Below are 24060 nucleotides of genomic sequence, written 5' to 3'. Positions count from 1 at the left end.
ATTAGCGGTTCGACCGCTCAGGCCCAATTAGCGGTTCGACCGCAGTGTCCACGCGTGGCCACGGAAGTGCATCACCGTCCGGCTCACCGGCGCAACATCGATGCGCCAGAACGACTTCGGCGGCGCGTCGAGCGCGATCAGGATCGCGGCACGGATCACCGCAGGATGCGTCACCGCGACGAGCCGACTGCGGGTGTTGGCCACCGAGTCCATCCAGTCGCGGACCCGGTCGACCAGGTCGACCACCGACTCGCCGCCGTGCGGCGCCTGCGCGGGCTCGGTCAGCCAGATCGCCAGGTCGGCGGGCTGGACCCCGCCCAGCACGTCACCGCGCCACCTGCCGCAGTCCAGATCGGCCAGCCGTGCGTCCACGTCGGCCTGCAGGCCGAGCAGTTCGGCGGTCTGCCTGGTGCGCTTCTCGGGACCGCACACCGCCGCGTCGACGACACCGAGGTCGATGGACGCGTCGACCTGCCGGTGGCCGACGGAGTTCAACGGCTCGTCGGTGGGGAATCGTCCGGCCGACATCGCATCGGTCAGCGCGTGCGATACGAGCGTCAGCCGGACGACCTCACTCACGCAGCGATGCTCTCCCGCCGCTTCTCGTCGAGCAGTCGCGAGACCATCGCACCGAACACCAGCGCGATCGTTGCGTACATGACGACCTGCGTTCCCAGCGAGAACACCCGGAACTCGTAGAGATCGTCAGCCGGGAAGCCTTCGTAGACGATGTTTCCCGCACTGTCGGTCAGCGGGCCCGGTGTCTCGTCGATGGCCGGCAGGATCAGCATCACGACCGCGATCGCCGCGATGTAAGACCCAGCGGCCACCAAAGTCGCGTTCCACGCTCCCAGGCGCTCGACCAGCCGTCGGCCGAGATACACCGCCCCCACCAGCAGGACCGCCGACAGCACGACCAGCAACAGGTACAGCAGCGTGCGTTGGCGAATCGTCTCGTCCAGGCTCACCGCGGGTGGGCCCGCCGGGTACTTCAGCGCGGGAACGACGTAGAGGCTCAACAACATTCCCGCCGCCACGTATACCGACAGCAGGCGCGCCGAGACGTTGCCGACGCGGCCGTACGTCACCGCGAACACCACGCTGAACAATGCCGCGATCGCGATGCTGAAGGCCAGCACGCCGAACCCCATGCCGACGTTCATCTGCACGCCGCGGGTGAAGCCCTCGACACCGTCGTGGTGGTGACCGGCGTGTGCGGCGCCCTCCATCGCCTCGTGCGCGGCGCCGACGCCCTCCTCGTAACCGATCGCCCGCTCGATGACCGGTTCGACGAAGATGCGGGCGAATACGAACGCGAATACTCCAGCCAGGGCGCCGGCCAAAAGGCCGCGCCCGATGATCTGCTTTTCCATTGTGTTGTCGGTCCCCCGCGGATCAGTGGCAGGGGAAGCCGAGCAGATGGCGTGCGTCGTGAACGAACTCGTGCACGACCGTGCTGTTGCCGAACACCGATGTCGCACCCTGGTCCAGCCCGACGAAGTAGAGGGCGAGGAGGGCGAAGAACGCGGTCAACGCCAACCACATCACCGCCTTGGCTGCGGAGAAGTCCAGCGCGGGCGCAATGCTCTTACGGGCCTCGGGTGAGGTCATGTCGGTGTCCTTTCCGGGATTTCGCGTCCCGATTCCACAGGCGACGGCGAGCGTCGGGTCTGACTTGACACAGTGGCGCGACCGTTCTGGATTCTCACCAGATTCCTTCGCCCGCCGATAACATCGCACATCCTATCCACTCGGTCCAGCGGTGCGGGGCGAGACGGAAAACGGGCGGTACCCGTTTGGGTACCGCCCGTCCTCGTTAGCGTGATGCCGGCGCTATTCGGCCGCGCCTGCCGCGCCCGCCGCACCGGCCTGAGCCAGATCCGGCTCGGCCACCGGCGTCGGTTTCTTGGTGCCCTTGAACGTGAACACCGCGTCCTCGCCGGCGCTTTCGCCGTCCCAGTTGTCGACGTCGACCGTGACGAGCTGACCGGGGCCGATCTCCTCGAACAGGATCTTCTCCGACAGCTGGTCCTCGATCTCGCGCTGGATGGTGCGCCGCAGCGGCCGCGCGCCGAGCACGGGGTCGAATCCGCGCTTGGCCAGCAGTGCCTTGGCCTTGTCCGTCAGCTCCATCGTCATGTCCTTGGCCTTGAGCTGGTTGGACACGCGGCCGATCATCAAATCGACCATCCGGATGATCTCGTCGCGGGTCAGCTGGTGGAAGACGATGATGTCGTCGATGCGGTTGAGGAACTCCGGCCTGAAGTGCTTCTTCAGCTCGTCGTTGACCTTCTGCTTCATCCGCTCGTAGTTGTTCTCGCCGCCACCCTGGGAGAAGCCCAGCCCGACCGCCTTGGAGATGTCGGACGTGCCCAGGTTCGACGTGAAGATCAGCACGGTGTTCTTGAAGTCGACCGTGCGACCCTGACCGTCGGTGAGGCGACCATCCTCGAGAACCTGCAACAGGCTGTTGTAGATCTCCTGGTGCGCCTTCTCGATCTCGTCGAACAGCACGACCGAGAACGGCTTGCGCCGCACCTTCTCGGTGAGCTGGCCGCCCTCCTCGTAGCCGACGTAGCCCGGAGGGGCACCGAACAGCCGTGAGGCGGTGAAGCGGTCGTGGAACTCGCCCATGTCGATCTGGATGAGCGCGTCGTCATCGCCGAACAGGAAGTTGGCCAGCGCCTTGGACAGCTCGGTCTTACCGACACCGGACGGGCCGGCGAAGATGAACGAACCGGACGGACGCTTCGGATCCTTCAGGCCGGCGCGGGTACGCCGGATCGCCTTGGAGACGGCCTTGACGGCGTCCTCCTGGCCGATGATCCGCTTGTGCAGCTCCTCCTCCATGCGCAGCAGCCGAGTCGTCTCCTCCTCGGTCAGCTTGAACACGGGGATGCCGGTCCAGTTGCCGAGCACCTCGGCGATCTGTTCATCGTCGACCTCGGCCACGACGTCGAGATCACCTGAGCGCCACTGCTTCTCGCGTTCGGCGCGCTGCGCGACGAGTTGCTTCTCCTTGTCGCGCAGGCTGGCCGCCTTCTCGAAGTCCTGCGCGTCGATCGCGGACTCCTTCTCCCGGCGGGCGTCGGCGATCTTCTCGTCGAACTCGCGCAGGTCTGGCGGTGCGGTCATGCGCCGGATCCGCATCCGGGCCCCGGCCTCGTCGATCAGGTCGATCGCCTTGTCCGGCAGGAACCGGTCGTTGATGTAGCGGTCGGCCAGCGTGGCAGCCGCGACCATCGCCGAATCGGTGATCGAGACGCGGTGGTGCGCCTCGTACCGGTCGCGCAGACCCTTCAGGATCTCGATGGTGTGCTCGACGGTGGGCTCGCCGACCTGGACCGGCTGGAACCGGCGCTCGAGCGCCGCGTCCTTCTCGATGTACTTGCGGTACTCGTCGAGTGTGGTCGCGCCGATGGTCTGCAGCTCGCCGCGAGCCAGCTTCGGCTTCAGGATCGACGCCGCGTCGATCGCGCCCTCGGCGGCACCCGCACCCACGAGCGTGTGCAGCTCGTCGATGAACAGGATGATGTCGCCGCGGGTGTTGATCTCCTTGAGCACCTTCTTCAGCCGCTCTTCGAAGTCACCGCGATACCGGCTGCCCGCCACCAGCGACCCGAGGTCGAGGGTGTAGAGCTGCTTGTCCTTGAGCGTCTCCGGGACCTCGCCGTGCACGATGGCCTGCGCAAGGCCCTCGACGACGGCGGTCTTGCCGACGCCGGGCTCGCCGATCAGCACCGGGTTGTTCTTGGTGCGCCGGCTCAGCACCTGCATCACCCGCTCGATTTCCTTTTCGCGGCCGATGACCGGGTCGAGCTTGCCCTCCATCGCGGCCGCGGTCAGGTTGCGGCCGAACTGGTCGAGCACGAGCGAGGTCGACGGATTGCCCGCCTCGCCACCGCGGCCGCCCGTGCCGGCCTCCGCGGTCTCCTTGCCCTGATAGCCCGACAGCAGCTGGATGACCTGCTGGCGCACGCGGGTGAGCTCGGCGCCCAGCTTGACCAGCACCTGGGCGGCGACGCCCTCGCCCTCACGGATGAGGCCGAGCAGGATGTGCTCGGTGCCGATGTAGTTGTGGCCGAGTTGCAGCGCCTCGCGAAGGCTGAGCTCCAGCACCTTCTTGGCGCGCGGGGTGAACGGGATGTGCCCCGACGGCGCCTGCTGGCCCTGGCCGATGATCTCCTCGACCTGGCTGCGTACGCCTTCGAGCGAGATGCCCAGCGACTCCAGCGACTTGGCCGCTACGCCTTCACCCTCGTGAATAAGTCCCAACAGGATGTGCTCGGTGCCGATGTAGTTGTGGTTGAGCATCCGGGCCTCTTCTTGAGCCAGGACGACGACCCTGCGGGCACGGTCGGTGAATCTCTCAAACATCGGTGGTTACCTGCTCTCCTCAATAGGTCGGTGCCATGCGTGCCCAACGGTCTCGAGTAACGCACCGCACCACCATCCACTCTAGTGGGCATCTGCGCGCCACGTCCCGCCCGCCGGTCTGCTCTAAGCGGACACCCGAGGCATCGACGCGCACGGGGTCGAATACCCGCCGCTATGGGAGAGCAACGCATCGATGGGCCAATTCGTTTCCTGAACCGGCCGCGGCGGCTTCGCGGCTAGCGAACGCGCGACGGCCGCCCAGTGACGACCGCCGCTATGTGGCGGCGTGGAAGGCGTCGATCACATCGGCGGGAATGCGCCCGCGGGTGGACACATTGTGCCCGTTGCGGCGGGCCCATTCGCGGATCGCGGCGCTTTGCTCGCGGTCGATAGCCGCGCGCCCACGGCCCGAGCCTGCGGCGCGCCCGCGCCGGCGACCGCCGACCCTGCGACCGGCCTCGACCCACTGCTTCAGGTCATTGCGCAGCTTTGCCGCGTTTTTCGAAGAAAGGTCGATCTCGTAGGTCACACCGTCGAGGCCGAATTCAACGGTCTCGTCGGCCGCACCTTCGCCGTCGAAATCGTCGACCAAGGTAACGGTAACTTTCTTCGCCATTTAACACGCCCTTCTAAGCGATCACAGGACCGCAGTAAAGTATCCAACTCGGCACCAATGTGCCATATTTGTGTGCGCTATACAACAAGATCTATCGGTGCCGAGTATAGGCGCGGGTTCAGTTGCCGTGGCGACGAACAATCGGGAACAAAACAGTCTCCCTAATCGACAAGCCCGTCAGGGCCATCAGCAATCTGTCGATACCCATTCCGGTGCCTGTGGACGGTGGCATCGCATACTCGAGGGCCGCCAAGAAATCCTCGTCGAGAACCATCGCCTCGTCGTCGCCGGCGGCCGCCGCCTTCGCCTGGGCTTCGAACCTCTCGCGCTGGATTACCGGGTCTATCAGCTCGGAATATCCGGTGGCGAGTTCAAATCGCCTTATGTACAGATCCCACTTTTCGGTGACGCCTTCAATGCTGCGGTGCGGGCGCGTGAGCGGCGTCGTCTCGACGGGAAAGTCGCGGACGAACGTGGGCGCCCACAACGTGTTCCCGACCGTGTGCTCCCAGAGTTCCTCGACCAGTTTTCCGTGGCCGTAGCCCCGATCGCGCGGGATCTCGACGCCGAGGCGATCCGCAATGGCCCACAACTTCTCGGCGGGCGTTTGAGGGGTGATCTCCTCCCCCAAAGCCCCCGACAGTGACGGATACATTTCGACGGACTGCCATTCGCCGTCAAGGTCGTACTCGGTGCCATCGGGCAATGGCACCACCCGTGTTCCGATAGCTTCGTCGGCGACTTCTTGAATAAGTTCTCTGGTGACGACGGCGGAATCGTCGTACGTACCGTAAGCCTGATAAGTCTCGAGCATCGCGAATTCCGGAGAATGTGTGGAATCCGCACCTTCGTTTCTGAACACGCGATTCAACTCGAAGACCCGCTCGAATCCGCCGACCAGCGCGCGCTTGAGAAACAGTTCCGGTGCGATACGCAGATATAGATCCGCATCGAGCGCATTGGAGTGCGTCACGAACGGTCGCGCCGCCGCGCCGCCGGCGAGTGTCTGCAGCATCGGCGTTTCCACTTCGAGAAATCCGCGCCTTTCCAATGCCGACCGCACCGCGCGGACCACCGCCACCCGCTGACGGGCAATGGTCCTGGCCTCCGGGCGCACGATGAGATCGACGTAGCGCTGCCTGACCCGCGCCTCTTCGCTCATCTCCTTGTGGGCCACCGGCAGCGGTCGCAGGGCTTTCGAAGCCATTTGCCAGGAGTCGGCGAGCACGGAGAGCTCTCCGCGACGGGAACTGATCACCTCACCGCGCACGAAGACGATGTCGCCGAGGTCGACATCGGCCTTCCACGCGTCCAGGGATTCCTGCCCGACTTTGTTCAGGCTGATCATCGCCTGCAGCTGGGTGCCGTCGCCCTCCTGCAGCGTGGCAAAGCACAGCTTCCCGGAGTTCCTGGCGAACATCACCCGCCCGGCCACCCCCACGATCTGACCGGTCTCGGTGTCGGCGGGCAGGTCTGTATAGGCCGCACGAATCTCGGCGAGGGAATGTGTGCGCGCGATCTCCACCGGATAGGGTTCACGCCCCTCGGCGAGCAGGCGCTCACGCTTGGCCTGACGGATCCGGTACTGCTCCGGAACGTCGGCTTCGGATGTCGCGTCCGCGGCCGGAGTGGTGCGGGGCGGGTGGGGTTCGGTCACGTCGTGCCAGCCTAAATGACGCGGATTCGGGCGCGGTCGGTGCGCCGAACGCAGCCAGCTATACCGAGATGCCCTTCTTGAGCCGGCCGCGGTTGCTGTCGCGGTTGCGCTCGAACACCAGCCGCAGTCCGTCGAGGGTGAGATGCCGGTCGTAGTGCTGCACCGTGTGCAGGTCCGGGAGAACCAACGGGGCGCCGTGCCCGGTGGCGACCACGGTGACGTCGTCGCCGTCGAAGCCGTCGACGTCGTCGCGGATGCGGGTCACCAACCCGTCCACCAGCGCCGCGAACCCGAACACCGCACCGGCCTGCATGCACTCGACCGTGTTCTTGCCGACGACCGACCGCGGCCGGGTCAGCTCGACCCTGCGCAGCGCTGCCGACCGTGCGGCAGCCGCGTCCGACGACACCTGCACCCCGGGCGCGATGGCCCCGCCGAGGAACTCACCCTTCGCCGAGACGACGTCGACGCAGATCGACGATCCGAAGTCCACGACGATGGCCGCCGTTCCGTACTTGTGGAAAGCGGCCAGGCAGTTGACGATGCGATCGGCGCCGACCTCCTTCGGGTTGTCGACGAGCAGCGGGATGCCGGTCCGCACACCGGGTTCGATGAGAACGTGCGGCACCGACGGCCAGTACTGCTCGAGCATCACGCGGACCTCGTGCAGGACCGACGGAACGGTCGACAGCCCCGCGGCGCCGGTCAGGCGCTCGGCGTCGTCGCCGATCAGGCCGTCGATGGTGAGCGCGAGTTCGTCGGCCGTCACCTCCGACTCGGTGCGGATGCGCCAGTGCTGCACGACTTTCGAGTGATCTGCGGTGCCCGATACCAGACCCACGACGGTGTGGGTGTTACGGACGTCTATGGCTAGTAACACGTGCTCACCGTGGAGACATCAACCCGGCCGCGTCGGCCGGTACGAAGGCCGGATCGTGCCCGAGGTCGATCTGCTTGTTGTCGGCGTCGACGAACACGATCCGCGGCTGGTAGGCACGGGCTTCGGCATCCTCCATGGTGCCGTAGGCGATCAGGATCACCAGATCGCCGGGGTGCACGAGATGCGCTGCCGCGCCGTTGATCCCGATGACGCCACTGCCGCGTTCACCGGTGATCGCGTACGTCACCAGCCGTGCGCCGTTGTCGATGTCGACGATCGTCACCTGCTCACCCTCGAGTAGGTCGGCCGCCTCCATCAGGTCGGCGTCGATGGTCACCGACCCCACGTAGTGCAGATCGGCCGTGGTGACCGTGGCGCGGTGGATCTTCGACTTCAGCATTGTCCGTAACATCAGTTCCTCCAAGGAAGTTCGTGCTCGTCGAACACGACGTCCGGGCCGGGCCCGGACGGTACTCCGATATCTATGGCGATGTTGTCCAACAGCCTGGTGCGGCCCAGCCGGCCGGCCACCAACATGCGGGCCGCCCCCAACTCGGGTGCGGGGCCCAGCATCGGGTCCCGCACCTGCAGGTAGTCGACCTCGATCGCGGGCACCTCGTCGAGCACCGCACGCGCGGCGTCCAGCGCAGCCGGGGCCCCTTCGCCCGCCGCGTACATGCCCGCCAGCAGTGCCGCCGACAACGCACCCGCATGTTCGCGCTGCTCCGCGTCCAGGTAGCGGTTGCGTGACGACATCGCCAGGCCGTCGGCCTCGCGCACGATCGGCACCCCGACGATCCTGGTGTCGACGTTGAGGTCGATGACCATCTGACGGATCAGCGCCAGCTGCTGGTAGTCCTTCTCCCCGAAGAACGCGCGGTCGGGGCGCACGATGTTGAGGAGCTTGAGCACGACAGTCAGCACACCCTCGAAATGTGTTGGGCGAGCGGCACCCTCGAGCTCCGCGCCGAGCGGTCCGGGGTGCACCGACGTGCGTGTGCCGTCCGGGTACATGTCGTCGACCGTCGGGGTGAACGCGATCTCGACGCCCTCGGTACGCAGGGCGGCCAGATCGTCGTCGAGCGTGCGCGGATACGCGTCGAGGTCCTCCCCCGCACCAAACTGCAGCGGATTGACGAAGATCGACGCCACGACGACGGCCCCTTGGACCCGCTTGGCGGCGCGGATGAGCGTGAGGTGACCCTCGTGCAGGGCGCCCATAGTCGGAACCAGCATCACCCGGCGGCCGGTGGCGCGCAGCGCCCGGGTGACCGCGGAAACGTCGGCGGGCTTTGCGTAGACGTTCAGCTCGCCCGCCGCGAACTGCGGTTTGCGCGCCGTCGTCATCGCCCGCTCCCCAGCTGACGCGTCGGCCCGCCGTCGTCGGCGAGCACGGCGACCACCTCGCCCGGGGCGTGCGCACGCAGCGCGGTGCGCAGCGAGTTCGCCCGATATGCCTGTGCCAATTCGGGATTCACCTCCGTCAGGGCCTCCAGATGACGTGCGACGGCGGCCGCGTCCCCGCGTGCCACCGGTCCGGTCAGCGCCGCCTGGCCGCGTTGCAGCGCGTTCTCGAGCGACGCGCGCGCAAGCGGGCCGATGACCCGCTCGGCGAGGCCACCCGGTGCATCACCGACCAGCTCCTGGCCGAGCAGCTCCTGCCCCCACAACGCCGAGCGCAGGGCCTCGACCGCGTCGAGAAGAACGGTCACCACGTGGTTGCTCGCGTGCGCCAGCGCCGCGTGATACAGCGTGCGCGCGTCCTCGCGGACCCGGAACGGCTCGCCGCCGATCTCGAGCACCAGCGACTGGGCGATCGCGTAGCCCACTTCGTCGGCGGCGGTCACGCCGAAGCAGGTGTCGGGCAGCCGCTCGATGTCCTCGTCGGTGCCGGTGAAGGTCATCGCCGGGTGGATGGCCAGCGGTATGCAGCCCTGCTCGGACAGTGGCGCCAGCACACCGATGCCGTTGGCGCCTGAGGTGTGCGCGACGATCGTGCCCGGCCGCACCGAGCCGGTCGCGGCCAGACCGGACACCAGGCCCACCAGTTCGGCGTCGGGGACCGCGAGGAGCAGGAGCTCGGCACGGCCGGCCACCTCGTCGACCGGGAGCACCGCGGTGTCGGGCAGCCGGCGCTGGGCGCGGTCGCGCGACTCGCGGGAGATGGCGCTGCAGCCCACCACGACGTGTTCGGCGCGCTCGAGCGCGACGCCCAGCGCCGAACCGACGCGACCTGCGGAAATGATGCCGACAGTGAGCCGCGCCGGCCGGAATCCGCCGGGTGGGGTCCCCATGAGAACCTCGCTGAGAGTTGATGCGTGTCGTTCCGGTCCTGCGATGCGGGTACCGGACGGTCGCTACGAGGTTAGCTCACTCCTCGCGGCGTCGGCGACGCCCGCCCGGTGTGGGGCTTGCCTGCAGCCGGGCCAGGAGTTCGGCGACGGACTGTCCGGCGGTGTCGGTGTCGTCGGCGCTGCGGTGCCTGCGGCGTTCGGGGGCGGGCGGCGGTTCGGGCGCCGGTTCCGGTTCGGCGGGTGGGCCCTGCGGGGCGGGGCGGCTCGGATCTCCGCCCTCGGATGCGGCCGAATGCCTGCCCCGCCGCGGCTCGGCCGGCTGGGGAGCAGCCGTGGGCTCGGGAACCGGCGGCGGGGCCACCTCGTCTTCGGGGTCGGGGGCCCGGCGCCTGCCGACGTACTCGGTGGTCGCCCCGTTGATGTTCGACACCCAGTTACTTCCCGGGGCGCCGGGCGGCAGCCACTGACCGTCGGCGGGCGCGGGTTGCCAGTCGCTCGCTCGCGCCGGTTCCGGGGCGGGCGGCGGTGGCGGCGGCGTCACCGGTTCGGCGGGCGGCGCGGAAGGCTGCGCGACGGGTTCGGGACGCGGGGGCGGCGGCGGTGCGGCAGGAGGTGCAGGAGGTGGGGGCGGTGCGGCGGTCGGTGGTGGCGGGGACCACGCGGCCGGTTCCTCGGCCGGTCGGTGTGCCCAGTCGGTTTCGGATGCGCGGCGGTGCGCCCCACCCGTGTCCGGCGTCGGTTGATGCTGCCAATCGAACTCTGGCGGTTGAGGTTCGGCGGGCACGTCGATGATCGGGCTCTCCTCGGTCCGCTCGTCGATGTCCGGCCGGTAGTCGTCGATGCGGCTGCTGCTCACGCGCCCCGTCGTCTCGGAGTCCCGCGCCCAGTCGCTGTAGGCGCGCACCGTCGTGCGCTCGGGCTCGATCGCCGGTCGGTGCGACAGGTCCGCGTCGAAGAGGATCTCGAGATTGGCGCGCAGGGCGGCCAACTCGGCACGCAGGGTTGCCATCTCGTCGGCGGTCTGGGCCCGCACCTCGGACTCCAGCTCGCGGCGCAGTTGTGTCTCCAACGACAGCTCGTATTCGCGCCGCGCCGAGATCTCACGGTCCAGCTGGAGGTCGTAGACGAGCTTGAGGTCACGCACCTTGGCCTGGTCGACGTCGCTCTGCCGTCGGTAGATGACCGAGACGAACGCCGCGACCACCGCCGCCCACAACGCCAGGATGACCGCCAGCTTGAGTAGCTCCACCCGGTTGGTGAACACCAATGCGGAGCTTGCCGCGATCGCCAACACCAGCAACGCGGTCAGCAGCATCCAACCCGGCCTGCGGCCGGCACGCCGATAGCGTGCGCTGCGGGTCGGATCGGTCATGGGGGCGACTGTACCCGTCACAGGTCACTCCGCGTGTCGCCTCGTCGGCGATTCGGCCGCGCGTCGCCGCGACTTCGTTAATCCGTTGCCCCATCGGGGTTCTCCGGCGGCTCGCCCGGAGACTTGCAGCAATGCTGCAACCACAGCGCAGCAACGAGCAGAGCCAGCGCGCAGCCCGCGGCGACGGCGGCGCCCGCGGTGTCCTCGGCGGCGACCCGCAGTGTCGAGCGACGCGGCAGAAGGTAGACGAGCACGGCCGCCCACCAACCGAACACCAGCGCGCCCACCCATGCCGAAGCCTTGGCGATCACCACGGACCTGGCCACCGCGATGGGGTTGAGCCGGCCGGATCCCACGCCGATCTCGCCGTCGTTGATCTTGGCGCGAACGTGGAACGCCCACCCCGCTTCGGCGATCGCGACACCCAGCAGCGATACGCCCGTCCACGTCGTGATCGGCGGGAACCATCTGTACAGCACGAGGACGAGCAAATAGCCCACCACCGCAGTGAGCACCGCCGCGGCCACGAGGTCGCGCGTCCTGGTCGGTCCCATCAGCGCAACACCAACTCGGTGCGGTGGACGCCGTCGCGTTCCACGGGCTCGAGGTCCGCGAGCAGCGCGTCGACCCGCCGGGTGTCCCCGCCGACCGGCAGCACCGCGTCCGGCTCGACGGCCAGCCACGGCACCAGCACGAACGCGCGCTGATGCGCCCGCGGATGAGGCAGGGTCAGGTCGGGGTCCTGTGAGATCAGGTCGCGGCCGCCGTCGCGGCAGGTGACGATGTCGACGTCCAGCGTGCGCGGGCCCCACCGCTGCGCACGCACCCGCTCGGCGGCTCGCTCGAACTCGTGGGCCCGCCGCAGCCAACCGTGCGCGTCGAGTCCGGGATCGTCCGCGACGAGAACCGCGTTGAGGAACGCCCCCTGCTCGACGCCGCCCCACGGCGCGGTCTCGTAGACCGGCGACGCCGCATGCAGCGCCGCGCCGAGACCGTCGACGACCACGCGCAGCATGGCCAGCCGGTCGCCGAGGTTCGACCCGATGGACAGGACCGCGGTCGTCAAGGGCTGCCCCGCCCGCGTCGTGAGCGACGCGCCACCACCGCGACGTCGGAGAAGGCGAGCGGGATCGGCGCCGACGGTTTGTGCACGACGACCTCGACGGCGTGCACGCGCTCGTCGGCCATCACATCGTCGGCGATCTCACCGGCCACCGTCTCGATCAGGTCCCTTGGCGGGCCCGCGACGATGTCGGCCGCGCGTTGCGCCAGCGCACCGTAGTCCAGCGTGTCGGCGAGGTCGTCACTCGCCGCCGCTGCCGCAAGATCGATCCACACCGTGATGTCGACGATGAAGTCCTGGCCGTCGCGACGCTCGTGTTCGTAGACACCGTGATGCCCTCGAACCTTCAAGCCGCGCAGCTCGATTCGATCAGTCATACGTCCAGGCCTCCAACACCTTGAGCGCGTCGACCGAGGCGCGCACGTCGTGCACCCGTACACCCCATGCGCCGTGCAGGCCGGCCAACACCGAGATCACCGCCGTGGCGGTCTCCCGCCCGTCCGGCGGCCGCGGTTGTCCGTCGGCGTCGGCGAGCAGCGTCCCGAGAAAACGTTTGCGCGACGCGCCGACCAAGACCGGGATGCCCGTGGCGACGAACTCGGGAAGCGCCCGCAGCAGAGCCCAGTTGTGCTCGCCCGTCTTGGCGAAGCCCAGCCCAGGATCGATGACGAGCATGCTGGCGTCGACGCCGGCAGCCACCGCGGCGTCCACGCTGGCGAGCAGCTCGCTGCGGACCTCCTCGACGACGTTGCGGTACGCGGGCACCGCGTGGGGCTTGTCGGCGCCGACCGACCGCCAATGCATCAGCACCCAGGGCACTTTCGCGTCGGCGAGCAACGGCGCCATGTCCGGGTCGGCGCGTCCGCCGGAGACGTCGTTGACGATCTGGGCGCCGTTCTCCAGCGCCGCCCGCGCGACCTCGGCGTGCATGGTGTCAATGCTGACCGTGATGCCCTGGGCGGCAAGCTCTCTGATGACGGGACACACCCGCGAACTCTCGATCTGCGGGTCGATGCGCGTCGCGCCGGGACGGGTGGACTCACCGCCGACGTCGACGATCGCGGCGCCCTCGGCGGCCAATTCGAGTCCGTGCTCAACGGCGCGGTCGTGCTCGAGGAAGAGCCCTCCGTCGGAGAAGGAGTCGTCGGTGACGTTCACGACCCCCATGACGCGCACCCGTGTCGAGTTCACTTGCGCAGGATCAGGTCCAGCGCCTCAGCCCTCGATGCCGCGTCGACCTTGAACTGCCCGCGCACGGCCGATGTGGTCGTCACCGCGCCGGGCTTTCGCACCCCGCGCATCGCCATGCACAGGTGCTCGGCCTCGACCACGACGATGACCCCCCGAGGATCGAGTTTGCGCATCATCGCGTCGGCGATCTGCCCGGTGAGCCGCTCCTGCACCTGCGGTCGCTTGGCGTAGAGGTCGACCAGCCTCGCGATCTTGGACAGCCCGGTGACGCGGCCGTCCTGGCCGGGGATGTAACCGACGTGCGCGACGCCGTGAAACGAGACGAGGTGATGTTCGCAGGTCGAGTACATCGGGATCTGCTTGACCAGCACCAGCTCGTCGTGCTGCTCGTCAAAGGTGGTGTCCAGCACCGAATCCGGGTCGATGTAGAGCCCCGCGAACAACTCCTTGTAGGCGCGCGCCACCCGCGCCGGGGTCGACTCAAGGCCGTGCCGGTCGGGGTCCTCGCCCACGGCGAGCAGGAGTTCGCGGACCGCCGCCTCAGCGCGTTGCTGGTCGAAGGTCGCAGGGGTGAAGGTGACAGAGTTGTGCTGCGACTGCGCCAATGGAGCCTCCTGTGAGCCGGCCGGCCTGTCAGCCGTTGCGCCGGCTGTTGTCCTGACCCTGGTCCTCGTTCGGTGGGGGCGGCGCGCCCTGCTGCGGCGGCCCCTGCTGCGGGTACGGCTGATACTGCGGATAGGGCGCGGGCTGTTGCCACCCCTGGTGTGGCGGCGGATACCAGTAACCCTGCGGCTGCTGGACCGGCTGCTGTTGCTGATGCTGCGGGGGCGGGGGCCAGCCCGGAGCGTGCCATCCGGCGGGGGCGCCGTAGTCCGGTTGCGTCGGTGCGGCACCGGACGATCCGTTGCCGCTGCCGTTCGTGCCGTTGGCGCCGCTCTCGGCCAGCTTGGCCTCGGCGGCCTTGGTGGCCGCCGCAATCGCGGCCTTGAATGCGGGCTCGGGCACCGGCTTCGGCCATTCCTCGCCGCGCTCTATCGCCAGCTCGCCGGGCGTCTTGATCGGCGGTTTGTCGGACGGTACGCGACCGCCGAAGTCGTCGAACATGGTCAGCCGCGGACGCTTCTTCACGTCGCCGAAGATCTCCTCGAGCTCGCGGCGGTGCAGCGTCTCCTTCTCCAGCAGCTCGCCGGCGAGGGTGTCGAGCACGTCGCGGTACTCGGTCAGGATCTCCCACGCCTCGGTGTGGGCGGCCTCGATGAGCTTGCGGATCTCGTCGTCGATGTCGCGGGCGACCTCGTGGCTGTAATCGGCCTGGGTGCCCATGGTGCGGCCGAGGAACGGGTCGCCGTGCTCGGTGCCGTAGCGCACCGCGCCGAGCTTGGAGCTCATGCCGTACTCGGTGACCATCGCCCGCGCGATCTTGGTGGCCTGCTCGATGTCGGAGACGGCGCCGGTGGTCGGTTCGCGGAACACCAGCTCCTCGGCCGCGCGTCCGCCCATCGCGAACACCAGCCGCGCGATCATCTCCGAGCGCGTCATCAAGCCCTTGTCGTCCTCGGGGACGGCCATCGCGTGGCCGCCGGTGCGGCCGCGGGCCAGGATCGTCACCTTGTAGATCGGGTCGATGTCCGGCATCGCCCACGCCGCGAGCGTGTGACCGCCCTCGTGGTAGGCGGTGATCTTCTTCTCGTGCTCGCTGATGATGCGGCTCTTGCGGCGCGGCCCGCCGACGACGCGGTCGACGGCCTCTTCCAGGGCCGGGCCGGTGATCACGGTGCCGTTCTCGCGGGCGGTCAGCAGCGCGGCCTCGTTGATGACGTTGGCCAGGTCGGCTCCGGACATGCCGACCGTGCGCTTGGCCAGGCCGTCGAGGTCGGCGTCGGGAGCGATCGGCTTGCCCGCCGAGTGCACCTTGAGCACGGCGCGGCGGCCGGCCAGATCGGGGTTGGAAACCGGGATCTGGCGGTCGAAGCGGCCGGGACGCAGCAGCGCCGGGTCGAGGATGTCGGGCCGGTTGGTCGCGGCGATCAGGATGACGCCCTGGCGGTCGCCGAAGCCGTCCATCTCGACGAGCAGCTGGTTGAGCGTCTGCTCGCGTTCGTCGTGGCCGCCGCCGAGGCCGGCGCCGCGTTGACGGCCGACGGCGTCGATCTCGTCGACGAAGATGATGCACGGGCTGTTCTGCTTGGCCTGCTCGAACAGGTCGCGCACGCGGGAGGCGCCGACGCCGACGAACATCTCGACGAAGTCGGAGCCCGAGATCGTGAAGAACGGCACCCCGGCCTCGCCGGCGACGGCGCGCGCCAGCAGCGTCTTACCGGTGCCGGGCGGACCGAACAGCAGCACGCCCTTCGGGATCTTGGCGCCGAGCGCCTGGTACCGCGAGGGGTTCTGCAGGAAGTCCTTGATCTCGTAGAGCTCTTCGACGGCCTCGTCGACACCGGCGACATCGGCGAAGGTGGTCTTCGGCATGTCCTTGGTCAGCTGCTTGGCCCGCGACTTGCCGAAGCCGAAGCCCATCCGGCCGCCGGTCTGCATGCGCGAGAACATCACGAACAGGCCGACCAGCAGCAACAGCGGCAGCAGGTAGATCAGCAGCGAACCGAGCATGCTGCCCTGGTTGACCACGGTGTTCGTGGTCGCACCCTTGGCCTGCAGCGAGTCGAACAGCGTGGCGCCGTACCCGGTCGGGTACTTGGTGATGATCTTGTCGCTGTTCTCGGTGTCGCTGTTGCCGTTCTTGAGCTCGAGGCGCAGCTGCTGTTCGCGGTCGTCGATCTGCGCGCTCTTGACGTTGTCGTCCTTGATCTGCGCGATCGCCACCGAAGTGTCGACCGGTTTGTAGCCGCGGGTGTCATCGCTGAAGTAGTAGAAGGACCAACCCAGCAACAGCACGACCGCGATCACGGTCAGCGTGCGGATGACGTTTTTCCGATTCATCAACTATCCGTCGTCGTTCGGCCGCGTGGCCGGCCGTTGTTCCCGGCCGTCCGCGACCACATCTGCCATTGGCGCCGCATCCAACATGCTCACAGTTGGAATAGTTCAGGCTACCGCTAGACCAACGAACCAAGGTTCCCGACGGTTCTCCGCCGAGCGCACGTCATCCGGCGATTCGTGTTCACAACGGCACTGTCGGCGTCGAAGATGAGGGCGTGCTGACCTCCTCCGAGCGGTTCGTCGACACCAACGGGGTCCGTCTGCGTGTCCTGGAGGCCGGCGAACCCGGTGCGCCCCTGGTGGTGCTGGCCCACGGCTTTCCCGAACTCGGGTTTTCCTGGCGTCACCAGATGCCGGCGCTGGCCGACGCCGGTTACCACGTGCTGGCTCCTGATCAGCGCGGATACGGCCGCTCGTCGGCTCCGGACGATGTCGACGCCTACACGGTCGTCGAGTTGAGCGCCGACATCGTCGGACTCATCGACGACGCGGGCGCTGACCGCGCAGTCATCGTCGGCCACGACTTCGGCGGCGTGGTGGCCTGGGCAGCTCCCCTGTTGCATCCGGACAAGTTCGCGGGTGTCGCGGGCGTGTGCACGCCGCCGGTGCCGCGGTCCCGCGTGCCCACGACGCAGGCGTTCCGGCGCATCTTCGGCGACAACTTCTTCTACATCCTCTACTTCCAGCAGGTGGGTCCGGCCGACGCCGAGCTCAACCGAGACCCCGCAACGTCGATCCGCAAGCTGCTCGCGTCGACGGCCTCGTCGAAGGGCGCACTGGTCGGCGACCGGATGACCGCGCAGGGACCGGCCGGGCTCCTCTCCCGTATCCCCGAGCCCGGCGGCCTGCCCGACTGGATCAGCGAGGGCGAACTCGACCACTACGTCGAGGAGTTCACCCGCACGGGCTTCACTCCCGCGCTCAACTGGTACCGGTGCTTCGACCGCAACTGGGAACTGACGGCGAACACCCCGGCGACGACCATCGGCGTACCCGCGTTGTTCATCGGCGCCACCGAGGATCCGACCCAGGCCTTCGCCCGACGGGACCGCGCCCGCGAGGTGGTGTCCGGCGACTACCGCGAGGTGATGATCGACGGCGGGCACTGGCTGCCTCAGGAACGGCCCGCCGAGGTCACCGCCGCGCTGCTGGAGTTCCTGACCCGATTGGAGTGGTGAATGCGCGCCGCCGTACTGCGCGACGGACGGATGGTGGTCCGCGACGACGTCCCCGAACCCGTCCCGCAGGAGGGGCAGGTGCTGGTCTCGGTCAACGCCTGCGGCATCTGCGGCTCGGACCTGCATTTCGCCAAGCACGGCGCCGAGATGGTGCGGCTCACCCGCGAGATCACCGGGATGCCGGTGCAGGGCGGGTTGCCCGTCGACGTCGGCGACGACGTGTTCATGGGCCACGAGTTCAGTGCGGAGGTCCTCGAGGCCGGTCCCGGCACTGACGCGCCACCGCCGGGAACGCTCGTGACATCGTTGCCGGTCTTGTTGTCGCCCAAGGGTTTCGAGCCGACCATGTCCAGCAACACGGTGCTGGGCGGCTACGCCGAGCGGATGCTGCTGTCGGTGCCGTTGCTGCTGCGGGTGCCCGAGGGCGTCGACCCCCGCCACGCCGCGCTCACCGAACCGATGGCCGTCGGGCTGCACGCGGTCAACAAGTCCGGCATCGCGCCCGGCGAGTCCGCCCTGGTGATCGGCTGCGGCCCGATCGGTATCGCGATCATCGCCGCGCTGCGACTGAAGGGCGTCGAAGACGTTGCGGCGGCGGACTTTTCGGTGCGACGCCGTGAACTCGCCGCGACGATGGGCGCCCACGTGACGCTGGACCCTGCGCAGGGCTCGCCCTTCGACAGCACGACGCCCACGGTGGTCTTCGAGGCCGTCGGCGTGCCCGGCATCATCAACGACGCGATGCGGCGGGCGCCGCTGGGCAGCCGCCTGGTGGTGGCCGGGGTCTGCATGCAGCCCGACACCGTCATGCCGCTGTTCGGTATCGCCAAGGAGATCAGCGTGCACTTCGTCAACTCCTATGACTACAACGAATTCGCGGAGTCGTTGCGCGCCATCGCCGACGGGCTCATCGACGTCTCACCGCTGATCACCGGTGAGGTGGGCCTCGACGGCGTGGGCTCCGCGTTCGACGAACTCGCCGACCCCGACGCGCACTGCAAGATCGTGGTGACGCCCTGACGGTAGGGTGCCAGCCATGCCAATCGCTGCCCGGGCGAAGACGCCCTCCCGAATCCTCGCGGCCGCGGCGGTGGGCCTCATCGCGCTCCTGTCGGGTTGTGACGCGAAGGCCGCCCCCGCCCTGGCCAACAACGACGACGGCGCAGCGCGTCAGGTCACGGTCGTCGGCTCCGGCGAGGTGCTCGGCACCCCCGACACGCTGACCATCGAAGCGGCGATGGAGGTCGTCTCCGCCGACGCCGCGGGCGCGCTCAACCAGACGAGCCAGTTGCAGCGCGGTGTCATCGATGCACTCGTCGACTCGGGCGTCGACCGCAAGGACATCAACACCTCCCAGGTGAGCGTGCAGCCGCAGTACGCAGGCAGCGACAGCTCGACCGTCAACGGCTACCGGGCGACGAACACGATCGACATCAAGGTGCGCGAGCTGAACACGGCGCCGCAGGTGTTCGGGATCATCGCCAGCCGGGGCGGCAACGCCACCCGGATCAACAACGTCACGCTCGCCATCGAGGACGACTCGCAATTGGTGCGCGAGGCGCGCGCCCGCGCCTTCAACGACGCCAAGAGCCGCGCCGAACAGTATGCGCTGCTGGCGGAACTCGACCTCGGCAAGGTGATCTCGATATCCGAGGTGCCGGCGTCCAATCCGCCGACGCCCTATCCCAGCCCGCGCGGCCCCGCCGCGGAGATGGCAGCGGTGCCCTTCGAGCCGGGCCAGCAGGCCGTCGGCTTCAACGTGACCGTGGTCTACGAGCTGACCTAGCGTGTCGGGCTAGCCCGCATTCTTTGATTTGCCGGCTCAGCCGGCGGGAGCGATGTCGACGGGGATCCCGTTGAGCACCGCGGTGCCCGACAGCGGGTCGAGGTGGTTTCCGTCGTTGAGCTGGTTGACGTTAACGCCGGGAGCGCCGGCGGCGACCCGCTGGCCCGTGCCGTCGCGGTCGTGGCCCCAGCCGTGCGGCAGCGACACCACGCCCCGTCGCATCTCGGGTGTGATCTCGATGGGCGCGAGCAGCTCGCCGCCGGGACCCTTGACGACCGCCGTGTCGGTCAGGCCGAGTTCGGCCGCGTCATCGGGGTGGATCCGCAGCGTGCACTGGTTCGACCCGCCCGAGAGCGCTGGCAGGTTGTGCATCCAGCTGTTGTTGGACCGCAGGTGCCGTCGCCCGATGAGCACGAACCCGTCGGGGCGCGTCCCGAGCGCATCGCGCAGCCGTGCGACATCGGCGGTCAACTGAGGCGGCGCGAGCTCGATCCGGCCCGACGGCGTCCGCAGCACCTCACCCAGGCGCGGCTGCAGCGGCCCGAGGTCTATGCCGTGTGGGGCGGCCTTGAGCTTGGCCAGCGTGAGGCCGTCCGGCTTGGCGCCGAACGCATCGCCATAGGCGCTGAGCCGCAGCATCATGTCCAGGCGCCGCTCATAACCCGGTCCCGGCGGCAGCATCGCGGTCAGTTCGTCGACGGATCGCCCAGCGACCGGCGAGTCCGGGTCGGCGGTCTCCTTGGCCAGCGTTGCGGCGATCACCTGGTCATCGACCAGCATCGGGTCGGCGTCGGGGCCGAGGCCGTAGAGGATCAGCGCGATGCGCGAGAGGATCTCGGCCTCGTCCGGCCGATCGGCGGGCGGGAGCGCGGGCGGTGAGTACCGCGCGTTGTTGCGCACCGCGAGTGCGTTGAGCGCGATGTCGAAGTGCGCGCTGCGCGACGGCGGAGGAGGCGGCAGGATCACGTCGGCATGCCGGCTGGTCTCGTTCAGATACGGGTCGACGCTGCACATGAACTCGACGCTCTCGAGCGCCTTGTCGAGGCGTTCGCCGTCGGGCGCCGAGAGCACCGGATTGCCCGCGATCGTGATCACCGCCTTGATCTGTCCGTCGCCGGGCGTATCGATCTCCTCCGCGAACGCCGCGGCCGGAAACTCCGACAGCACTTCGGGATAACCGGAGACGCGGCTGTGCCAGCGGCCGGTGAGAAAGCCGCGCCCCGGCTTCGGCGGACGCGGTGCGGGGGCGATCGGCGAGAGCGGGAACATCGCGCCGCCCGGCCGGTCCAGGTTGCCGGTGAGGACGTTGACCACGTCGACCAGCCAGCTGCCCAACGTGCCGAACTCCACGGTGGACGTGCCGATGCGGCCGTACACGGCGGCCGACGGCGCAGCGGCCAGTTCGCGGGCGAGTGTGCGGATGTCGTCCGCGGGCACCCCGCAAAACGCGGAGACGGTCTCCGGCGAGAAATCGGCGGCGAGCGCACGCACCTCGTCGACACCATCGACGTGCCCGTCGAGCTGCTTGAGGTCGGCGAGGTCTTCGTCGAACAGCACGTGGACGATCGCGAGGAGCAGCGCGGCGTCGGTGCCCGGCCGAGGGGCCAGATGCCGGTCGGCGATCTCGGCGGTGCGGGTGCGGGCGGGGTCGATGACCACGAGCCGGCCGCCGCGCTTACGCAGCGCGCGCAGCTTGCCGGGGAAGTCGGCCGCGGTCGCCAGGCTCCCGTTGGAGACAAGGGGATTGGCGCCGATCACCACGAGGTAGTCGGTGCGGTCGAGATCGGGGACGGTGAACGCGACCGGGCTGCCGAACATCAGGCCCAGCGAGACGTGCTTGGGCATCTGGTCCAGCGTGCTCGCCGAATACACCTGCCGGGTGCCGAGCGCCTTCACGACCAGCGGCGTGTACAGCCCGCCCGCGACGGTGTGTGCGTTCGGGTTGCCCAGGTAGACGCCGACGGACGCACCGCCGTGCTCGGCGATGACACCGCCGAGGCCCTCGGCGAGGGCGGCAAACGCTTCCTCCCAGCTCGCCTCGGTCAGCACGCCGTCGCGCCGCACCATCGGCCGGGCCAGCCGGTCGGGGTCGTTGTCGAGTTCGGCGAAGCTGGCGCCCTTCGGGCAGATGAAGCCGTGGCTGAACACGTCGTCGCGGTCGCCGCGAGCGCCGGTGACGCGGCCGTCGTCAATGGTCAGGACCAGGCCGCAGGTGGCCTCACACAGGGGACAGATGCGAAGGGCTGTTTCGCGCATGCCCCTCATCTTGCGCCGATCAGTGCTGCTCGTACACCTTCGGATCCAAGGTGCCGATGTAGTTGAGGTCGCGGTAGCGCTCGGCGTAATCCAGGCCGTACCCGACGACGAACTCGTTGGGGATGTCAAACCCGACGTGGGCGATGTCGACGTCGGCGCGCACCGCGTCGGGTTTGCGGAGCAGCGCGCACACCCGCAGCGAGCGGGGATGGCGGGTCGCGAGGTTGCGCAGCAGCCACGACAGCGTGAGCCCGGAGTCGACGATGTCCTCGACGATCAACACGTCGCGGCCGTTGATGTCGCGGTCGAGGTCCTTGAGGATCCGCACGACGCCGGACGACGACGTCGACGAACCGTACGAGCTGACCGCCATGAACTCCAGCTGTGTCGGCAGCGGGATCGCGCGGGCCAGGTCCGTGACGAAGAAGACCGCGCCCTTGAGCACGGTCACGAGCAGGAGATCTTGTCCGTTCTCGGCAACGGCGTCGCGATACTCCTCCGCGATGCGGGCGCCGAGTTCGGCGATCTTGGCCTGGATCTCGTCGGACGACAGCAGCACCGACTTGATGTCGCCGGTGTACAGCTCGGCGGATGGCTCAGGCACGGGCACAGTTTTTCATGGTTCGAACCGGCTCCGTGTGCAGGGTCAGCATGCCGTCCCGGCGACCCGCGATCAGCCGGCGCTCGCGAAGGGGTGACCCGACCGCCACACCGCCCTGGCCCCGCCACGCCGTGACGAGGGCATCGACGGCGCGGATTTGCTTGTCGGTCAGCCCGGCGGCGCCGCCGTCGAGCAGCCAGCGGCGAATCACCCGCAGCCGCAGTGCTTCTGGAAGCTGCACCACCTGCGCGCCATCGAGTGCGTCGTCGCGGCGCACCTCGCTCAGCGCGCGGTCGGCCAGTTCGTCGAGGGTGTCGGTGTCGGCGCGCAGCGCACCTGCGGTGCGAGCCAGCGCCTCGGCGACCCCACCGCCGAGAACGTCCTCGAGCATCGGCAGGACCTCTTCACGGAGTCGGACCCGGGTGAACCTGCGGTCGAAGTTGTGCGGGTCCTGCCACGGAGGGAGGCCGAGCTCGGCGCAGGCGGCGCGCGTCACCGCCCGCCGGACACCGAGCAGCGGCCGGCCCCACGGTGGGTCCCAGGGCCGCATGCCGGCGATCGATCGGGGCCCGGACCCGCGGCCCAGCCCCAGCAGCACCGTCTCGGCCTGGTCGTCGAGCGTGTGCCCCAGCAGCACCGACATGCCGTCCCGCGCCCCGTCCAGCGCGCGGTAGCGTGCGGTGCGCGCGGCGGCCTCGGGGCCGCCCTGCGTCCCGATGTCAACGGTGATTGCCTGTGCTGCAACACATCCCAGCGACAGCGCCTGTTGTCGCGCGGTTTGCGTCACGGTGGCGGAGTCGGGCTGCAGTCGGTGGTCGACGATGAGCGCGGTGGTCGGTTTGATCCTCGCTGCAATCGCCGTCAGCGCCAGCGAGTCCGCGCCTCCGGACAGCGCGACGCACCAGCGGTCGCCGACGTCGAAGTCGCGGTCGAACGCCGCGACGGCCGCTCGGAGTGCGGCTACAGCACCCTGTCGATCCATCGTTGCGGCTCGTCGATTTCGGTTGGCAGGGGCAGTGTTTCGGTGTTCGTCCACACCGCGTTGAACCGGCTCATCCCCACGGTGGACACGACGTGGTCGACGAATGCCTTGCCGCGGGTGTACTGGCTGAGCTTGGCGTCGATGCCGAGAAGCATCCGCACCACGCGTTGCAGCGGCGACTGTTTGCGTTGCCGCCGCTCGTCGAACCGCTTGCGGATCGTCGCGACGGAAGGCACCACAGCCGGGCCGACGGCGTCCATCACGTGGTCCGCGTGACCTTCCAGCAGCGTGCCGAGCACCAGCAGTTGGTCGAGGGCCTCGCGTTGGGGTTCGGACTGCACGGCACGCAACAGCCCGATCATGCCGTTCGAGTTGGTATCGGCGACAACGCCGTTCGTCTCGATCCGGCGGCTGCGCACGAACTCGGCGAGCCGGGACACCATTTCGGTGATGTCGTCGGAGCCTTCTTCGGTGAGCACGCCGAGGGCACGCGACATGTGGTCGGCCAGCCATGGGTTCGCGCGGCCACCCAGTCGATGCGGGTGATGACCGGGGGGTCGGAGAAGCCGCGGGGCGCCATCAGCGGACGCATCACGGGGGCGCAGACCGGGGCGGTGCTCGCGTTCATCTCCTCGGGGATCCTCGGGCAGTACGATCCGTTCGGTCCCGGCGGAGGCGAACTGCTGCTGGTCTACCCGAACGTGATCGCCGTCGAGCGCCAGTTGCGGGTGCAGCCCTACGACTTCCGGCTGTGGGTCTGCTTGCACGAGGTCACCCACCGGGTGCAGTTCCGCGCGAACCCATGGCTGGCCGACCACATGTCGCGTGCCCTCGGCGTGCTCACCGAAGAAGGCTCCGACGACATCA

24 protein-coding genes and 1 pseudogene are annotated in these 24060 nt (G+C 68.7%); 4 read left to right on the top strand and 21 right to left on the bottom strand.

Features of this window, described 5'->3' with window-relative positions:
- Positions 1 to 27 precede the first annotated feature (27 nt).
- From A5698_RS08035 to ftsH, 17 genes are all read right to left on the bottom strand, one after another.
- Positions 28 to 579 (bottom strand): histidine phosphatase family protein, encoded by a 552-nt coding sequence (locus tag A5698_RS08035; protein WP_068295359.1) that lies wholly within the window; start codon positions 577 to 579, stop codon positions 28 to 30.
- Positions 576 to 1373 (bottom strand): CbtA family protein, encoded by a 798-nt coding sequence (locus A5698_RS08030; protein ID WP_068295356.1) that lies wholly within the window; start codon positions 1371 to 1373, stop codon positions 576 to 578. The genes A5698_RS08035 and A5698_RS08030 overlap by 4 nt, the downstream gene beginning before the upstream one ends.
- 22 nt (positions 1374 to 1395) lie before the next feature.
- Positions 1396 to 1611 (bottom strand): CbtB domain-containing protein, encoded by a 216-nt coding sequence (locus A5698_RS08025; RefSeq protein ID WP_068295354.1) that lies wholly within the window; start codon positions 1609 to 1611, stop codon positions 1396 to 1398.
- 222 nt (positions 1612 to 1833) lie between these two features.
- Positions 1834 to 4377 (bottom strand): ATP-dependent protease ATP-binding subunit ClpC, encoded by a 2544-nt coding sequence (gene clpC1, locus A5698_RS08020; RefSeq protein WP_068295350.1) that lies wholly within the window; start codon positions 4375 to 4377, stop codon positions 1834 to 1836.
- Positions 4378 to 4651: 274 nt separating this feature from the next.
- On the bottom strand, positions 4652 to 4993 hold the full coding sequence (gene lsr2, locus A5698_RS08015; RefSeq protein WP_067085124.1) for a histone-like nucleoid-structuring protein Lsr2: 342 nt from the start codon (positions 4991 to 4993) through the stop codon (positions 4652 to 4654).
- A 118-nt stretch (positions 4994 to 5111) separates the two neighbouring features.
- The gene (gene lysS / locus A5698_RS08010) at positions 5112 to 6650 is read right to left on the bottom strand and encodes a lysine--tRNA ligase (protein ID WP_068295347.1); all 1539 of its coding nucleotides are present in this window, start codon (positions 6648 to 6650) and stop codon (positions 5112 to 5114) included.
- A 58-nt stretch (positions 6651 to 6708) separates the two neighbouring features.
- Positions 6709 to 7530, bottom strand: a complete 822-nt coding sequence (locus A5698_RS08005) for a type III pantothenate kinase (RefSeq protein WP_068295341.1) — start codon at positions 7528 to 7530, stop codon at positions 6709 to 6711.
- Between the two features lie 4 nt (positions 7531 to 7534).
- Positions 7535 to 7942, bottom strand: a complete 408-nt coding sequence (panD, locus tag A5698_RS08000; RefSeq protein ID WP_068295339.1) for an aspartate 1-decarboxylase — start codon at positions 7940 to 7942, stop codon at positions 7535 to 7537.
- The gene (gene panC, locus A5698_RS07995) at positions 7942 to 8877 is read right to left on the bottom strand and encodes a pantoate--beta-alanine ligase (RefSeq protein WP_068295336.1); all 936 of its coding nucleotides are present in this window, start codon (positions 8875 to 8877) and stop codon (positions 7942 to 7944) included. The genes panD and panC overlap by 1 nt, the downstream gene beginning before the upstream one ends.
- Complete coding sequence (locus tag A5698_RS07990; protein ID WP_068295332.1) at positions 8874 to 9824, bottom strand: Rossmann-like and DUF2520 domain-containing protein; 951 nt, start codon at positions 9822 to 9824, stop codon at positions 8874 to 8876. The genes panC and A5698_RS07990 overlap by 4 nt, the downstream gene beginning before the upstream one ends.
- Positions 9825 to 9900: 76 nt before the next feature.
- Complete coding sequence (locus tag A5698_RS07985; RefSeq protein WP_068295330.1) at positions 9901 to 11196, bottom strand: DUF6779 domain-containing protein; 1296 nt, start codon at positions 11194 to 11196, stop codon at positions 9901 to 9903.
- A 77-nt stretch (positions 11197 to 11273) separates the two neighbouring features.
- Positions 11274 to 11750, bottom strand: a complete 477-nt coding sequence (locus tag A5698_RS07980) for a DUF3180 domain-containing protein (protein ID WP_068295328.1) — start codon at positions 11748 to 11750, stop codon at positions 11274 to 11276.
- Positions 11750 to 12262 (bottom strand): 2-amino-4-hydroxy-6-hydroxymethyldihydropteridine diphosphokinase, encoded by a 513-nt coding sequence (gene folK / locus A5698_RS07975; protein WP_068295326.1) that lies wholly within the window; start codon positions 12260 to 12262, stop codon positions 11750 to 11752. Before folK ends, A5698_RS07980 begins: the two co-directional genes overlap by 1 nt.
- A complete protein-coding gene (folB, locus tag A5698_RS07970; protein ID WP_068295323.1) occupies positions 12259 to 12636 on the bottom strand; it encodes a dihydroneopterin aldolase in 378 nt (125 codons plus the stop codon). The genes folK and folB overlap by 4 nt, the downstream gene beginning before the upstream one ends.
- Complete coding sequence (folP, locus tag A5698_RS07965; protein WP_068295380.1) at positions 12629 to 13426, bottom strand: dihydropteroate synthase; 798 nt, start codon at positions 13424 to 13426, stop codon at positions 12629 to 12631. Before folP ends, folB begins: the two co-directional genes overlap by 8 nt.
- Positions 13427 to 13446: 20 nt before the next feature.
- On the bottom strand, positions 13447 to 14055 hold the full coding sequence (gene folE, locus A5698_RS07960; protein ID WP_067091723.1) for a GTP cyclohydrolase I FolE: 609 nt from the start codon (positions 14053 to 14055) through the stop codon (positions 13447 to 13449).
- Between the two features lie 28 nt (positions 14056 to 14083).
- Positions 14084 to 16390, bottom strand: coding sequence for an ATP-dependent zinc metalloprotease FtsH (ftsH, locus tag A5698_RS07955; protein WP_067091725.1), 2307 nt, complete (start codon positions 16388 to 16390; stop codon positions 14084 to 14086).
- A 215-nt stretch (positions 16391 to 16605) separates the two neighbouring features.
- On the opposite strand from ftsH, the gene A5698_RS07950 reads away from it, so the two are divergent.
- From A5698_RS07950 to A5698_RS07940, 3 genes are read left to right on the top strand one after another with little or no spacing between them, the layout of a single operon-like run.
- Positions 16606 to 17568 (top strand): alpha/beta fold hydrolase, encoded by a 963-nt coding sequence (locus A5698_RS07950; RefSeq protein ID WP_156670652.1) that lies wholly within the window; start codon positions 16606 to 16608, stop codon positions 17566 to 17568.
- Complete coding sequence (locus A5698_RS07945; protein ID WP_068295320.1) at positions 17569 to 18588, top strand: zinc-binding dehydrogenase; 1020 nt, start codon at positions 17569 to 17571, stop codon at positions 18586 to 18588.
- Positions 18589 to 18604: 16 nt separating this feature from the next.
- A complete protein-coding gene (locus A5698_RS07940; RefSeq protein ID WP_068295313.1) occupies positions 18605 to 19354 on the top strand; it encodes an SIMPL domain-containing protein in 750 nt (249 codons plus the stop codon).
- A gap of 36 nt (positions 19355 to 19390) precedes the next feature.
- On the opposite strand, the gene A5698_RS07935 is transcribed toward A5698_RS07940, so the two are convergent.
- The 4 genes and pseudogenes from A5698_RS07935 to A5698_RS07920 all read right to left on the bottom strand — a co-directional run.
- Positions 19391 to 21610, bottom strand: a complete 2220-nt coding sequence (locus A5698_RS07935) for a molybdopterin-dependent oxidoreductase (protein WP_068295310.1) — start codon at positions 21608 to 21610, stop codon at positions 19391 to 19393.
- A gap of 19 nt (positions 21611 to 21629) precedes the next feature.
- Positions 21630 to 22220, bottom strand: coding sequence for a hypoxanthine phosphoribosyltransferase (gene hpt, locus A5698_RS07930; protein ID WP_067091736.1), 591 nt, complete (start codon positions 22218 to 22220; stop codon positions 21630 to 21632).
- Positions 22207 to 23193: a tRNA lysidine(34) synthetase TilS gene (gene tilS / locus A5698_RS07925; protein WP_068295307.1), complete on the bottom strand. Its 987-nt coding sequence runs from the start codon at positions 23191 to 23193 to the stop codon at positions 22207 to 22209. Before tilS ends, hpt begins: the two co-directional genes overlap by 14 nt.
- Positions 23172 to 23732: pseudogene (locus tag A5698_RS07920) on the bottom strand (zinc-dependent metalloprotease); the annotation flags it as partial. The gene tilS and the pseudogene A5698_RS07920, both read right to left, overlap by 22 nt.
- 6 nt (positions 23733 to 23738) lie before the next feature.
- Between A5698_RS07920 and A5698_RS07915 the strand changes: the two are divergent.
- The coding region (locus A5698_RS07915) for a zinc-dependent metalloprotease (RefSeq protein ID WP_502688887.1) at positions 23739 to 24060 on the top strand (322 nt) is incomplete at its 3' end.

Source organism: Mycobacterium sp. E136 (genome assembly GCF_001666865.1).
Lineage (GTDB): Bacteria > Actinomycetota > Actinomycetes > Mycobacteriales > Mycobacteriaceae > Mycobacterium.
The sequence above is the reverse complement of the archived record's forward strand: the minus strand, read 5'-3'. Positions and strand labels throughout refer to the sequence as shown.